The following is a 15,472-nucleotide window of genomic DNA, read 5'->3' on the forward strand; positions in this document are numbered from 1 at the left end:
CCGGTGGTTACGCAGAAGTCTTGCGTTTTTGTTTCATAATGGTCTGATCCAGGCTACCAGAAAACTCCCGCTTATCCCGTTCAGATATGGGCGGAGGCCCGCCGGTCTGTACCCCGGCGCCCCGCAGGGTATCCATAAAATCACGCAAGTGCAGACGTGCCTTGATATTGGATGCAGTATAAATTTCACCGCGTGGGTGAATGGCAATACCGCCTTTTTCAATCACCTGTGCCGCCAATGGAATATCCTGCGTAATGACAATATCATTACATTGCATGCGATCCACAATTTCCTGATCAGCCTGGTCAGCACCATGCATCACCTGAATCGAACTGATACGGACTGAAGGCGTAATGCCGACTGGCTGGTTGGCAACAAAGATAACCTCCAGTTGATAACGGTCGGAAGCCCGCAAAATGACTTCTCTTAATAGTTTGGGCAATGCATCGGCATCCACCCAGAGTTTGAAAGGCAGCACGACCTATCCCGGCAATCTGATATGGTCATAGTGTAGCAAATGCCAGCCCCTGAATAACCAATAAAACCGTCACTGCATTGAAAAATATTTCAGGCCATCACAGGGCTGAAACTTTGCAGTCAGGTGAATTACAGCGTCTTTACCTGGTTGCTGATCTGTCCCGGCTCAGCATCTTATTACACTTGCCAATTGCACAATTCATGAATTTCTCTACAATAAGCCGCTTCACTGCTTTTAACGCTTTCAATTATGCATTCACCCCAATCTCAGCAGGATGCTGTGCATCAGGCAAATTCGACCGCGCCACTGAAACGTGCCATGAGTACGCGTCATCTGATTATGTTATCGCTGGGCGGTGCCATTGGTACCGGTTTATTCCTGGGCTCAGGTGAAGTCATTGCCCAGACCGGCCCCATCGGTGCAATTATTGCCTATATGCTGGGCGGGTTAATCGCGTATATGGTGATGCTGTGCCTGGGTGAACTGGCTGTGCATATGCCTGTTTCCGGCTCCTTTGGCAGCTATGCCAATCAGTTTATTGGTCCGGCCACAGGCTATATGGTGACATGGCTGTACTGGCTAACATGGACTGCAACACTCGGAACAGAGTTTACAGCCGCGGCACTGCTCATGCAGGAATGGTTTCCGCAAATTTCCGTCTGGCTGTGGACCCTTATTTTTGCTGCGATCATTTTTGTCCTGAATATCAATTCAACACGCCTGTTTGCCGAATCTGAATTCTGGTTATCACTGGTCAAGGTCATTACCGTGATCAGCTTTATTGTGCTGGGTTTTATGGCCATTCTGGGGTTGCTGTCGTTTGAAGGCTATCAGTCTGCGCCATTGTTCAGTAATCTGACCGCTCAGGGTTGGTTCCCTCAGGGCATATTCCCGATTTTTGCCACCATGCTGATTGTGAATTTTGCCTTTTCCGGTACAGAACTGATCGGGGTCGCTGCCGGGGAAACCAAAGATCCTGCACAAAATATTCCCAAAGCCATTAATGCGGCCATCTGGCGTTTATTAATTTTCTTTGTTGGAACCATTATTGTCATCAGTGCCCTGCTGCCTTACCAACAGGCGGGTTTAAATGCCGATCATGGCATCAGTAACAGCCCTTTTGTCACGGTATTTTCCTATATTGGTATTCCACATGCTGAAGACATTATCCGTTTTGTAATTATCACCGCCCTGCTTTCAGCGGCAAATTCAGGTTTATATGCTGCTTCACGGATGATGTATTCACTGTCAGTAAAAAAACAGCTGCCACAATTGTTCTCCAGACTGTCGAAATCCGGTACGCCATTTATTGCGATTATCGTGACCATGTTCGGTGCCCTGCCTGGACTGCTGTCGGAACAGTTTGCACCTGAAACCATTTTCAAAAATTTGCTGGGGGTTGCTGCATTTACCATGGTAGTGGTGTGGATGAGCATCTGTCTGTCTCAGTTCAACTTCCGCCGTCGCTGGTATAAGGATGGCCATAGCAATGCCGAACTTAAATTTGTCGCACCATTTTTTCCGGTTGTTCCCATTCTAGGCTTTGTATTCTGTCTGATCACCTGTATCAGCATGGCCACGGACCATGAAATGCTGCCCGGATTTATTGGGTGTCTGATTTTTATTGCCGGATGCTATATCAGTTACGGTGTGTTATATAAATCAAAGAATACCCAGTAATCAGCATCATGCTGTACATGCCCTGAGTGGAGAATCGGACTGATTCCAGTAAAAGTGTAGTAATTTGCTACACTTTTTCTGTTTTATACAGTGGCATATCTGAGCATCAGCAGCTAAATTAAAGCTATCGGTAATCACAGTACGACATACAACACGATGAAAATTATTTTCATTCATGGGATGAACCAACAGAATCACAATGCTGAAACCTTAAAAAATCACTGGCTGAATATCTTCCAATCGGGAATTAATGCACTGCAGCTGGACGTATGCAGCAATGACCTGAATATTGAGGTTCCCTTTTACGGCGACCTGATTCTGAAACACCAATTCAATAACAGTTTTGATCTGGAAGCATTTTTACCCAAACCACTGCTGAGACGGCATCCTGCACCGGCTGTCCAGGAACCCATCGCTGCCCAAGCGGCAACCATTCCCGTTCTGCCTCATTTTCTGAAGGAAAAAAATTTAACCTTTACCCGGCGTCTTTATCTGAGCTCCCAGCTGGCGAAGGACAGAGCGCTCAGGGAATTTGCGATTGTGCTGAACCATTTTCCCAGATTGCATGAAAGCCTGATTCATAAATTCCTGATCGAAACCTATATGTATCTGGCCAATCCTGATTTTATGGAAGAGGTTCACCAGCGAATTCTGCTGAGTGTGGGAGCAGATGAAGAACTGATGATTATCGGACATTCGCTGGGCAGTGTGATTGCCTATAATCTTTTACATTGCCGACAACCGCTGTTTCAGGTCCGGCGCTTTATTACCCTGGGTTCACCACTGGCTTTCAGGGTGATTCAGTCCAGACTGACTCAACCGGTCACCCGTCCTGAGACCTTACAGGGGGATTGGTATAACTTTTACTCACATGATGATTTTTTAACCACATTTCCACTAGCCGGTACCCCGTTTGACTTTCAGCCGGCCATCATCAACCAGCCTATTTCCACATTTATCAGTAAGCCACATGAAATTATAGGCTACCTGCAACATCCCTCCGTGGTTAAAAAGGTGCTGGAGCTGATTGCATAGCACATTCAGCAAATGTGGCTATGAAGACATACGTATAGTCCCGGGCACTTAAATCCATTCAGGATCAGGTCATTGTTTAATGGTCTGACTGATGCATGAATAAAATAATCCATGATTGATGAATATTCATACGCTGATTGTCCTTTTTTATTTTTATTGCAGAAAGAATTTGACACCCCCAGGGATTCCCCCTAATATACGCCCACCTCTGAAACGACCCTATCGTCTAGAGGCCTAGGACATCGCCCTTTCACGGCGGTAACCGGGGTTCGAATCCCCGTAGGGTCGCCAATATTCGGAACGCTGACGTTCCACAAAAAAAAGCCTGAGCACGATGACTCAGGCTTTTTTATCCGGATCAATTGCCAAGACTGAACCAGTGAGCATTCTTATCCCACTTATGCACTTTTACGGGAGTTCATCCGGCCCTTAATCATGGCCTTGACGTTATTCTTTGCATACTTCAGAAATACTTTCAGGGGTGAAAGCCCGGGATTCGGCTGTTTCCCTTCACCAATGGTCTTAAATTGTGCGGCATACCAGATGATTTCCATAATCGCCATTTTATCCACAAATCCAATCCCGGTTTTAATGGGTGCCACTGCATAGCGGACATCCTGGCCCGCAATCAAACGATTACTGACATCCGTTTCCACCGCCAGTGGACGTGCAATACCAATAAACTCACATGCGCCGCTGTCCAGTGCCGCATTCATGCCCTGTGCCGTCCGAAATCCCCCTGTCACCATTAAATGACATTTCACCTGCTGACGGATTTTCTCTGCAAAATCCAGAAAATAAGCTTCACGGGCAATGGTGCTGACCTTGCGCTTCTCTGCCTTTACCCCGGCCATCGCCGGCGCTTCATAGGTCCCGCCGGATATCTCGATTAAATCAATCCCGGCAGCATCAATGGCTTTGAACACGTCAATCACTTCTTCTTCACTGATGCCACCGCGCTGGAAATCAGCCGAATTCAGCTTGACCGAGACAATGAAATCATCAGAAGTACTGGCACGTACTGCCTGATAAATTTCCAGCAGGAAGCGCATCCTGTTCTCAATTGAACCACCCCACTGGTCCTGGCGCTTATTGGTCAGTGGAGATAAAAACTGACTGATCAGATAGCCATGTGCACCATGTAGCTGTACCCCCTCAAAACCGGCTTTTTCACAAATCCGGGCTGATTCGGCAAAGCGCTGAATAATATCCAGAATTTCATCTTCACTCAGTGCCCGTGGCGTACCAAATGTGGTGGCCAGTGCCGGACTGAACGGCACCGCAGATGGTGCAACAGTTTCCTTATTCAGACCCTTGGGACACTGACGACCAGGATGTGACAGCTGAACCAGTTGCAGCATGCCATGCTTTTTACCGACACCGGCCCATTCCTGTAATTTTCCCAGGTCCCGTTCTGTTTCAATCACCACCACGCCCGGCTCATTTTTTGCCCGATAATCCACCATGACATTACCGGTAATGGCACAGCCCAGACCACCTTTTGCCCAGGCCTCATACAACCCCAGATGCAACTGGCCTGGCTGGCCTGCATTATTGGCCAGGGCCTCACTCATTGCACCCTTGATAATTCGATTCTTAAACGTGACATTCCGTATTGTTAATGGTTCTGCGATATGGCTCATGGTCATCATCTCTTGTCCTGTTTCAGCGTATTTGCTCCAATTGAGTCAAGGCAGTGTAAAACTGACAATTCTCTCTGTCAATTTAACACATGTGTCTGCTTAATACTGGCTTGCAGCAATTAACTTCCGGGTATAATCGCTCTGAGGTGCGGAAAATAAAGCCTCGGTTTCCTGAAATTCAACCACATTGGCCTGCCTTAGCACCATCACCCGCTGGCACAGCGCCCGAACGACCTGCAAATCATGACTGATAAATAAATAACTGATCTGATATTGCGCCTGTAACTGTCTCAGCAATTTTACAATAGCGCGCTGAGTGGTCCGGTCAAGCGCGGATGTCGGTTCATCCAGAATAATCAGTTTCGGCCGTAACACCAGCGCACGTGCCAACGCAATCCGCTGCCGCTGGCCACCGGACAACTCATGGGGATAGCGTTGTCTGAAATCCACAGACAATTCCACTTTCAGCAGTGCTTCGTCTATTCGTCTACCGGTATCCGCCGAACTGATATTTTGCAGCGTCAGCCCCTCTCCAACAATCTGCTCCACCGTCATGCGTGGGTTCAGACTTGAAAATGGATCCTGAAAAACAATCTGAAACGCTGAACGCAACGGCCTGAGCTTTCTTTCACTGAGTTTATTTAAATCCTGATTCAACAGCATAATCTGGCCATCGCTTTCAATCAGACGGGCAATCGCCAGGGCCATTGAGGTCTTCCCTGAACCACTTTCGCCCACAATACCAATCGATTCAGCCTGATTTAGTTTTAAATTCAGCGGCTGCACTGCAACAAAATAATCCCTGACCCGATTCAGCACCCCCGATTTAACCGGGAATTTCACCCCAAGACCAGACAGAGCAAGAATCTGCTCTGTCTGGTCTGAAACAGGGTTTGCCTGACCAAAATCATGATTCAGCAAATGCCGGGTATAGTCAGACTGCGGATTCTGAAAAATCTGTCGGGCTTCGCCCTGTTCTTCCACCCGGCCCTGATTCATCACAATCAGCTGATCCGAATAACATCTGACCAGGTTCAGGTCATGACTGATCAGAATCATGCCCATATGGCTGTTCTGTACCAGTAACTGCAATAGATTCAATACCTGTGCCTGTAACGTCACATCCAGGGCCGTCGTGGGTTCATCTGCAATGATGATATCCGGCTCCAGCGCCAATGCTGCTGCAATCATGACCCGCTGCCGCTGACCACCGGACAGCTCATGGGGATACCGCCTCAACTTGTCTTTCGCTTCGCTGATCCCGACATCCTGCAACAGTTCAATCACCCGCTTGCGGACCTTTTCCCTGCTCCAGCCCTGTAACAGCAGCGTTTCACCGATAATTTTTTCCACCCGGTGCAATGGATTCAATGCGGTCATGGGCTCCTGAAAAATCATGGCAATGCGATGACCCCGGATTTTTTGTAGCTGCACGTCATCCAGCTGCAGTAAATTCTGACCCTGCAGCATCACCTGCCCACTGGCCTTCAGCTGCTGAGGTAACAGCCCCAGCAATGCCAGGCCACTGATGGACTTACCAGAACCACTTTCTCCGACAATGGAAAGGATCTCGCCACTGTTCAATTCAAAATTCAAACTCTGAACCAATGACTGCTGCCCACTTTTTATATGCAGTTGCTGAACTGATAACAGTGTATCCTTATTGACGTCGTGGATCGAATGCATCACGTGTCGCCTCTCCAATATAGATCAATAAAGATAGCACCAGCGCCAGGCTAAAAAAGCCTGACAACGCCAGCCAGGGAGCGTTCAGATTATTTTTACCCTGTAATAATAACTCACCAATGGACGCGGCATCCGGCAGTAAGCCATAGCCCAGAAAATCCAGTGCTGTCAGGGCGGTAATGTTTGCAGTCAGCATGAACGGCAACTGTGACAGACTCGAGCTGATGGCATTGGGCAGAATATGACGAAACATAATAATGCTGTCCCGTACCCCCAGCGACCGGGCGGCCCGTACATAATCCAGATTACGGGCCCGCAGGAATTCAGCACGCACCAGTCCCACCAGCGCCGGCCAGCCCAGCAACAGCATGATCAGCAATAACCAATAGACGTTTGGGGTAAACATACTGACCAGGATCATCACCATGAATAATGCCGGCAAACCGCCCCACACTTCCAGTATCCGCTGACCAAGTAAATCCACCCAGCCACCATAATAACCCTGAATTGCACCCACGATGATGCCTGTTACTGAAGTCAGAAAGGTCAGTACCAGTCCAAACAGCAGCGACACCCGCAATCCATATAAAATACGGGCCACGACATCCCGGCCCTGATCATCGGTTCCCAACCAGTGCTGACGGCTCGGCGCGGATGGAACAGGCACTGCAAGCATCAGATCCGGTGTCTGATCTGCATAGGGAATGACCGGCCACACCGCCCAGCCCTTATCGTCAATGAGTTGATGGACAACCGGGTCCTTATAATCTGCTTCTGTTTCAAATACACCGCCGAATGTGGTTTCCGGATATGACCTGAATACCGGAAAATACCAGGAATGCTCATATTTGACCAGAATCGGTTTATCATTGGCAATCAGCTCAGAGGCCAGCGACAAGACAAAAATAATGATCAGTAAAATAAAACACAGCACACCGGAACGGTTCTGTTTAAATCGCTGAATACGGGCCTGCATGACGGGTGACATTATTTTGCTCCCCGTGACTCAAAATTAATTCGTGGATCAACCCATTGGTACATCACATCACTGATCAGGCGCAGAATCAGTCCAAGCAGGGTAAATAAAAACAGTGTGCCAAAAATGACCGGATAATCCCGCTGTTGAATGGCTTCAAAACCCAACAGTCCCAACCCATCCAGATTAAAAATAATTTCGATAAATAAATTACCGGCCAGGAAAATACCCACCAGTGCTTCCGGTAACCCCGCAATCACAATCAACATGGCATTGCGGAATACATGGCGGTACATCACCTGGCGTTCAGTCAGGCCCCGGGCACGGGCAGCCAGCACATATTGCCTGCTCATTTCTTCCATAAAGGAATATTTGGTCAGCCAGGTCAATGCCGCAAAGCCCCCCAGCAGCATGGTCACCAGCGGCAGCGCCATGTGCCAGGCATAATCCCTGATCTTCCCCATCAGGCTGAGGTCATGGAAACCATCTGACACCAGTCCCTGTAGTGGGAACCACTGGAAATATGAGCCCCCGGCAAAAAAGACAATCAGTAAAACACCAAAAACAAATGTCGGTACAGCATAACCGACCGCCAGTAATAACGACGTGGACCGATCAAACAGCATGCCATGCTGCCGGGCTTTTCTGATGCCCAGTGGAATGGACACCAGATAAATCAGCAACGTACTCCATAAACCCAGTGAAACCGTGACCGGCATTTTTTCCCACAACAACTGGGTCACCGGTTTATCCTTAAAAAAACTGGTGCCGAAATCAAAGCTTAAATATCCTTTCAGCATCAACCAGAAACGTTCATATGCCGGTCGATCGAAGCCATATTGCGCCCTGATTTTGTCCACCATCTCCGCACTCAGCCCACGGGCACCCCGATAATGGCTGTCCGGGGTCACTGTTTCCGCACCGCTCCTGTCTTTACTCCCCTGAAAATTTTCAGCCTGCTGAATGGCCTGCTCCACCGGGCCACCCGGTGCAACCTGAACCACGACGAAGTTGATGAGCAGAATAAAAAATAAGGTCGGAATCATCAGCAGCAGTCTTTTCAGTATATATGTGCCCATGGCAATGACGCTCCCTGTGATTTCAGATATTCAGTGTCTGCGCAGATAACTGCTGACTTTCTGAGCTTGCTGCGGATCCACCCACCAGTATTCAACACCGGAAGAAAGTTTTGGCAGCGTTTCAGGCTGTTTATACATATTCCAGTACGCCATCCACTCATTTTCCCTGGCATAGGTCAGAATATGATAATGACCGGCTCGTAGCAGACGATCCAGCACCCGGGTCCGAATCACCAGCTGTTCCCGATCCGGTGCCCGGATCAACTGCTGAATCACCTCGTCAATCACAGGGTTTTTAATACCGGCATAATTGTAATTGCCGACTTCATCTGCGGCCTTACTGCCCCACATCTGTGCCTGTTCATTGCCAGGTGTCAGTGACTGCGGCATAACATTCGTGGTCATATCAAAATCCACACGGCGCATCCGTTCAATATACTGAGGCTCATCCACCTGACGGATATTCACACTGATGCCCAGCTTTTTGACCTGACGTACAAATGACATCAGCACACGCTGTAAACCATCCTGATGAATCAAAAATTCAATGCGGATCGGCTGCCCCTGATGATCCAGCAACACACCATTTTTATAACGATAGCCGGCATCCAGTAAAATTTTGCGGGCGGCCAGCAAACCATTTCTGTTAAAACCACTGCCATCTGTAGCCGGATATTTCCATTCCGACAATACCCCCTGACGCTGAACCGGATTCAGACGACTTAAATACGGTTGCAGAATTTTCAGCTCAGCGGGCGTCGGTTGACCTGTGGCGGCCAGTTCACTGTTCTGAAAATAGCTCTGTAAGCGTTGATATTGCCCATAAAACATGGCTTTATTCATCCAGTCAAAATCATAGGCATATGACAACGCCTGACGAAAACGGATGTCATTGAAAGGCTGACGACGGGTATTGAACACAAAACTCTGAGTGGCGGCCGGTGTGGCCAGTTTAAAACGATATTGTTTCACCAGACCTGCCCGGGCAGCGGGGAAATCATATTCCGTCATCCAGTTCCGTGCTATTTTCTCGTCATATACGGTGTATTGACCCGATTTAAAGCCTTCAAATGCTGTTTCCAGGTTGCGATAATACACATATTTCAGCTGATCAAAATTATAGCGTCCGCGATTAACCGCTAAGTCACGTCCCCAGTAATTCGGATTACGCTTATAGCTGATACTGCGACCAGCATCAATACGGTCAATCAGATAGGGACCTGACCCCAGAATCGGCCGCAGACTGACCCGGCTAAAGTCCCTGTTTTTCCAGTCAGCCCGGGAGTAAATGGGTAAAGTGGACAAAATCAGCGGCATTTCAGAATTGTTATCTGACTTAAAAATCGCCTTGACCTGATATCTGGATAAAACTTCCGTCCTGTCCAGATCCGAAATATACATCTGCAAACCCAGGCTGGCTTTGTGCTGAAAAGTATCAAAGGTAAATTTAACGTCATCTGCCGTGACAGCACTGCCATCGCTGAAACGGGCGCTGGGATTAATATGATAAATAATGAAATTGCTGTGAGCCGGATCAAAAGTGACTTTCTCGGCCAGTAAGGGATACATGACGGTTGGTTCATCCAGTGAACTGTCCATCAGACTGTCAAACAGATAATTCACTCCTTCGGTGGCACTGCCCTTACCATTCAGACTGTTCAGATTATCAAAGGTGCCATTGCCGGCACGGCTGAACAAACCGCCTTTTGGTGCATTCGGATTTGCATAGGGCATCACTTTCAGCCGGGCATAGTCGGGTGTGGCATGAATGGCAATATAGGGTGTGGTCTGCAGGGCAGCTTGCACGGCCGGACTCAGCAGCCCCATGGCAACAACCAGCAACACGATTTTAATACTGGAAAATTCCCGCTGCATGCCTACCTCGTCCCTGAGCAAGTCTATAATGATCGGTGCTTATAGATTCGGCACTTTGATCACATCACCAATCCGTAACTGGGTTCCTGGCTTCAGCTCGTTCATTTCAGCCAGCTCATTGCTGTTCAGGCCAAATTTACTCGCCAGGCGAATCAGGGAGTCGCCACTTTTGACTTTATATTCGGTCACGGTTTTCGGCATGATAATACTCTGACCACGCTTCAGCCCGGTACGTGCGCTGATATTGTTCAGTGTAGCAAGTTCCTGAACCGTCATACCGGCACGACTGGCCAGTAGATTCAGCGATTCACCGGATTTCACCACATATTTTTCGGTATTTTTTGTGGAAACCGCAGCAGCTTTTGCCGTAGCCGCAGCTTTGCTCTGTTCCGTGTCGGCAGCAACCACATCACCTTCAATTTTCAGACGTTGCCCCGCCCGAACTGTTGCATTGCGTGACAGTCCATTTAAGTCACGCAGATAGCTTTGCTGTAAGCGATATTTTCTGGCAATGCCTGCAACCGTTTCACCGGATTTTACCACGTGTACATCTAATTGCTGACCTGTGGTGGCGCTGGATTTCGCAGACAGCTCAGCCTCTCCTGTCAGCTTCAGTTTCTGCCCGACAAACAGCCCTGCCGATGGCGATAATCCATTCAGATTTGCCAGTTGACTGAGCGGTAAATTGTATTTCCCGGCAATCCCGATCAGACTGTCACCGGACTGTACCGTATAACTGTCCGGTACTGTACTGCCCGCTGGAATTTTAATGGTCTGCCCACTCACCAGATTTCTGGATGCGGACAACTTATTTAATGCTGCCAGTTCAGACACGCTGATTTTTGAACGTGCTGCCACACTGGATAAAGTATCCCCACGCTGGACTCTGTAATTTTCAGTTTTGGCCGTCACTGCGGCTTTGGCATCTTCAGCTTTACTGCCTTTCTGGAGATCTGTTTCAGTGACATTGACATCCTGTAATGGCACATTAATTTTTTGTCCCACCTGCAGATTACTTCCTGCAGAAATCCCCGGGGTCAGTGCAGCCAACTCCTGGTTGGATAAAGCATAACGATCTGCTATCAGTTTCAGATATTCACCCCGTTTAACGGCATACACCCGGGTTTTGACTTTACTGTCACTTGCCGTACGTTGCTTTTGTTCCCGGGCATTCAGACTATTGCTTTTGCTCCCGGAATCCGTGTCTGTCAGCGCAAGCTTCTGACCTGCAAGTAAATTACTGGTTACTGACAGATTGTTATACGCAGCAAGCTGTGCAACAGACAGTCCGGACTGTGCCGCCACACTGGTCAGGCTGTCACCGGACCGGACCGTATATGAAACCGGTTTTTCCTCTTTGGCTGCAGCGCTGTCAGTGGCCTTCGGCCTGGCATCATATAAGTATAAAGTTGCCCCGACAAACAGAGTCCCTTTCGGATCCACCTGATTCCACTTTGCAATATCCCGCCAGTTCACACCATTTTTCATGGCAATGATGGCAAGCGTATCACCGGGTAACACAGTATAGGTACTGCGTTTACCCTTAGGCGGGGCCACCACCACTTCATTTTCCGTTTTGGTCAGTGTTTTGCCTTGATTCAGCCTGGCTTCTTCTGATGTGGCCGATGTGCTATCCACCATCCCTTTCGGATAAGCAAAGCCCAGACTGACATCCTGCCCCTGCTGATCAGCAACGGAACGACTGGTCTGGATTGCCGTCAGTTTAATCTTGCCATCATAAGGATCAACAATTTCCGTCCCCTGTGGCGCAATCGCCTGAATCTCCTTGATCACTTCATCTTTTTCTGCCTGGGTCGCCTGAGGCTCAAGCACCTGTCTGACCGTTTCCTGCTCACCTTCTGCCTTGACCGCTGCCAGAATCTGTTCACGCTCGCGGCTTGAAATAGGGGGTTCCACAGCAACAGGTTTTTTAACACCAGCGGCCTGCGTCACGGCAACCGGAATCCGTGGCGCACTTGGAATATCAGCATTTGCCGCAAACGCCGCCAGGGCATCAGATCCTTTAGGAGTTGTCCGATGCGCAAATGTACTGGCTGCAGGCGTACGGGAGACTGTCGTATTACCCGCAGTTAAAGTCGGCGGAGGGGTCCTGGTCGGAGTAACTTTCGTCACAGTGGTTGATACAGCCGGCTGCTGAGGGGTTGCAGGTGTCGTTGACGAAGCCCAGAATCCACCTGACGCCGGTTTCAGTGCCTTTAATTTAGCATCAATCGTCGGTTTAAGATCAGCCGGAATCAGAATCCGCATTGGACTGGCCGGGTCGACAATCTCACCCCGATAACCCGGGTTCAGTGCATACAACTCTGCACGACTCAGGCCTGTCAGCGAAGCAATCTGATTAAACTGCACACCTGCCGGGACCGAAACTTCCCTGAAGTGCGGACGGTTGGCAATTGGCGGCAGACTGATGCCGTATTGTTGCGGTTTTTTAATAATCTGCGCCACGGCAATAAACCGCGGAACATAGTTCATGGTTTCCTGCGGCAATTTTAATGACCAGTAATCCGTTGGCAAACCTGCCGCCTGATTACGGTTAATCGCCTGCTGAATCCGTCCCGGACCGGCATTATAGGCCGCCAGTGCCAGCTCCCAGGAACCAAACTGATTGTACAGACTGCCCAGAAACTCATAGGCGGCACGAGTGGATTCGACCACATCACGACGGCCATCATATAAACCGCTCTGCCTTAAACCATAAATGCGCCCGGTACTTGGAATAAACTGCCACATCCCTGCTGCTGATGCACTGCTGGTTGCCGCAGGGTCATAGGAACTTTCAATGATGGGTAACAATGCCAGCTCTGTCGGTAAGCCACGACGTTCAGCTTCCTTAACGGTATGGTACAGATAACGACTGGCACGGGCACTTAAACGGTCAATATACGGCTGACGCGATACAAACCAGCTGCGCTGTGCCTCAATCCGCGGATCCCAGTGATCCTCATCCATTTTAAAACCGACCGCCATGCGCTTCCACACATCACCATGTTTCAAAATCAGTAAGCGATCCCCTTCCACGGCACGCATATCAGTCGCCGAAAGCAAATCCTCCAGTGAGTCCAGACTATTGGCATCCAGCATCCCCAGCTGTTTGGAGCTGTGGGGTTTACTTGCGCTCTGAGAGGATGAACAGCCTGTCATCAGACCAAATGCTGCCAGCGCTGACGTCAGTATGGAAAATTTGAAAAGAATTGCTGCAGATGGCTGCCACACTGCGGTGGTTGTTTTATACATACTGGGTTCCGGACAACGCATTGTAAATTACTTTATATGCATGCCATTTTAGTGGAGCTCAGCGCTGACACAAGCCAAAAACTGGATGCTATTTGCATATAAATGTTACAAAAAATTAAAATGATGAAGATCAGGCACTAAAAGTTGCCGATTTGCGTATACAATAAATTCTTCAACCCGCTTGTTCAACTCTTAATTCAATTCAATGGTTCAGATCATGGCTCAGACAATCACGCTTTATGTTGATGGTGCATGCAAAGGTAATCCTGGTCCTGGCGGATGGGGCGCATATATCATCACTGAAACAGAAATGCACAAATTGTACGGAGGCGAGCCGGAAACCACCAATAACCGCATGGAACTGACTGCAGCAATTGAGGGCATTGCCTTTTGTCCGGTCGATGCGGCACTGATCATCTGGACAGATTCAAGCTATGTCAAACGGGGGATTACCGAGTGGATCAGCGGCTGGAAAAAGAAAAACTGGAAAGATGTAAAAAATACCGATTTATGGAAAAAACTGGATGCCATCTGCCAGAATCGTGAGATTGAATGGCACTGGATTAAGGGCCATGCCGGTCATGAAGGCAATGAAATGGCAGATCAGTTAGCGAACCTGGGGGTAACACAACTGCTGGAACAGGGGAAAAATGCTCCTGTGACCACGCAAAAACCGCTCACGACAACAGAACTCACCGCAGTCCCCACCGATAAAAAAAAAGAGGATGACTGGCTACTGAGTGATCCTTTCGGTCTGGATCTGATGAATGCAGAGCTCCCTGAACCGGATACTGAAACCACTGATGATGCAGGACCTCAGGACCCGGCGGCTAAAACACAGCCCCCTGTACATATGGAGGCTCAAGTCGTTTCAATTGCTAATCCGGCTTCCAGTCCCAATTCAAAGTCAGATGCAACGCCTGACTCAACACCAGGTTCAGAGTCCAGTTCAGCAGCAGCGGCTGCTGTCCAGATCCACCCGCAGATTGTCATCAGCCCTGCAAATCTGAAACTCCAGGGCCCACGGCAACTGATTCTGGATACGGAAACCACAGGGTTTTATTATCAGGACGGCGACCGGATTATTGAAGTCGGTGCCATTGAAATGATTAACCGCAAACTGACCGGCGGCTCCATTCATATCTACATCAACCCGGAAAAACCAGTCGGCGACTCTGTTGAAGTGCACGGCATCAGCGATGATTTTCTGAAAGACAAGCCGAAATACCATGAAATTGCCCAGACTTTATTTGACTGGCTGAAAGGCAGTGAAATTATTGCCCATAATGCAAGCTTTGATATGAACTTTCTGGACATGGAGTTTAAACAGAGCGGCCTGCCGGCCCTGTCTGAAGTCTGCACGGTGACTGATACGCTGGCCATGGCAAAAAGCAAGCATCCCGGGCAGAAAAACTCACTGGATGCATTGGTCAGACGTTATGAAATTGTACAGCGTGATCGTACTTTCCACGGTGCCTTACTCGATGCGGAAATTTTATCTGACGTCTATTTAGCTATGACCGGCGGGCAGGTTTCACTGGATATTGACACCCAGCCCCTGCTTTCTGAGCAACAGCATGCACAAAACCTGCAAAACAGCATTGACATTGAACTGCCTGTAATTCCACCTTCAGATGAAGAATTACAGGCCCATGAGGACTGGATCAGACAATTTCAGGAAAAAAATGGTGAAGCCTGTCTGTTTGCGAAATAAAATCATATTTAAATATGTACTTTTCCTGTAAATTTTTTATACTGAGATGGT

General features: G+C 48.7%; 10 protein-coding genes and 1 tRNA gene. 4 read left to right on the top strand and 7 right to left on the bottom strand.

Annotation, left to right across the window (positions count from 1 at the left end; translation table 11 throughout):
- Positions 1-7 precede the first annotated feature (7 nt).
- Positions 8-478: a YaiI/YqxD family protein gene (locus tag ACT6PV_RS09820; protein ID WP_445116195.1), complete on the bottom strand. Its 471-nt coding sequence runs from the start codon at positions 476-478 to the stop codon at positions 8-10.
- Between the two features lie 249 nt (positions 479-727).
- Here ACT6PV_RS09820 and ACT6PV_RS09825 point away from each other — a divergent pair, with 249 nt between their 5' ends.
- The 3 genes from ACT6PV_RS09825 (at position 728) to ACT6PV_RS09835 (ending at position 3,484) form a co-directional block, all read left to right on the top strand.
- Positions 728-2,158 carry an amino acid permease gene (locus ACT6PV_RS09825; RefSeq protein WP_445116196.1) on the top strand — a complete coding sequence of 477 codons (1,431 nt, stop codon included), beginning with the start codon at positions 728-730 and terminating at the stop codon, positions 2,156-2,158.
- A gap of 156 nt (positions 2,159-2,314) precedes the next feature.
- Positions 2,315-3,193, top strand: coding sequence for a hypothetical protein (locus ACT6PV_RS09830; protein ID WP_445116197.1), 879 nt, complete (start codon positions 2,315-2,317; stop codon positions 3,191-3,193).
- Positions 3,194-3,408: 215 nt separating this feature from the next.
- A tRNA-Glu gene (locus ACT6PV_RS09835) sits at positions 3,409-3,484 on the top strand.
- A gap of 107 nt (positions 3,485-3,591) precedes the next feature.
- On the opposite strand, the gene ACT6PV_RS09840 is transcribed toward ACT6PV_RS09835, so the two are convergent.
- The 6 genes from ACT6PV_RS09840 to ACT6PV_RS09865 all read right to left on the bottom strand — a co-directional run bounded on the left by ACT6PV_RS09840 (position 3,592) and on the right by ACT6PV_RS09865 (position 13,707).
- Positions 3,592-4,836 carry an NADH:flavin oxidoreductase/NADH oxidase family protein gene (locus tag ACT6PV_RS09840; RefSeq protein ID WP_445116198.1) on the bottom strand — a complete coding sequence of 415 codons (1,245 nt, stop codon included), beginning with the start codon at positions 4,834-4,836 and terminating at the stop codon, positions 3,592-3,594.
- Between the two features lie 99 nt (positions 4,837-4,935).
- Positions 4,936-6,522 (bottom strand): ABC transporter ATP-binding protein, encoded by a 1,587-nt coding sequence (locus tag ACT6PV_RS09845; RefSeq protein ID WP_445116199.1) that lies wholly within the window; start codon positions 6,520-6,522, stop codon positions 4,936-4,938.
- Positions 6,497-7,510, bottom strand: a complete 1,014-nt coding sequence (locus ACT6PV_RS09850) for an ABC transporter permease (RefSeq protein WP_445116200.1) — start codon at positions 7,508-7,510, stop codon at positions 6,497-6,499. The genes ACT6PV_RS09845 and ACT6PV_RS09850 overlap by 26 nt, the downstream gene beginning before the upstream one ends.
- Entirely contained in the window at positions 7,510-8,577 is a 1,068-nt protein-coding gene (locus tag ACT6PV_RS09855) for a microcin C ABC transporter permease YejB (RefSeq protein ID WP_445116201.1), read from the bottom strand. The genes ACT6PV_RS09850 and ACT6PV_RS09855 overlap by 1 nt, the downstream gene beginning before the upstream one ends.
- Before the next feature lie 30 nt (positions 8,578-8,607).
- Complete coding sequence (locus tag ACT6PV_RS09860) at positions 8,608-10,404, bottom strand: extracellular solute-binding protein (protein WP_445117087.1); 1,797 nt, start codon at positions 10,402-10,404, stop codon at positions 8,608-8,610.
- Positions 10,405-10,491: 87 nt separating this feature from the next.
- A complete protein-coding gene (locus ACT6PV_RS09865) occupies positions 10,492-13,707 on the bottom strand; it encodes a LysM peptidoglycan-binding domain-containing protein (protein WP_445116202.1) in 3,216 nt (1,071 codons plus the stop codon).
- Between the two features lie 217 nt (positions 13,708-13,924).
- On the opposite strand from ACT6PV_RS09865, the gene dnaQ reads away from it, so the two are divergent.
- Complete coding sequence (gene dnaQ, locus ACT6PV_RS09870; RefSeq protein ID WP_445116203.1) at positions 13,925-15,421, top strand: DNA polymerase III subunit epsilon; 1,497 nt, start codon at positions 13,925-13,927, stop codon at positions 15,419-15,421.
- The last annotated feature ends 51 nt before the right edge of the window (positions 15,422-15,472 follow it).

It is taken from the genome of Acinetobacter sp. WZC-1, from assembly GCF_052544965.1.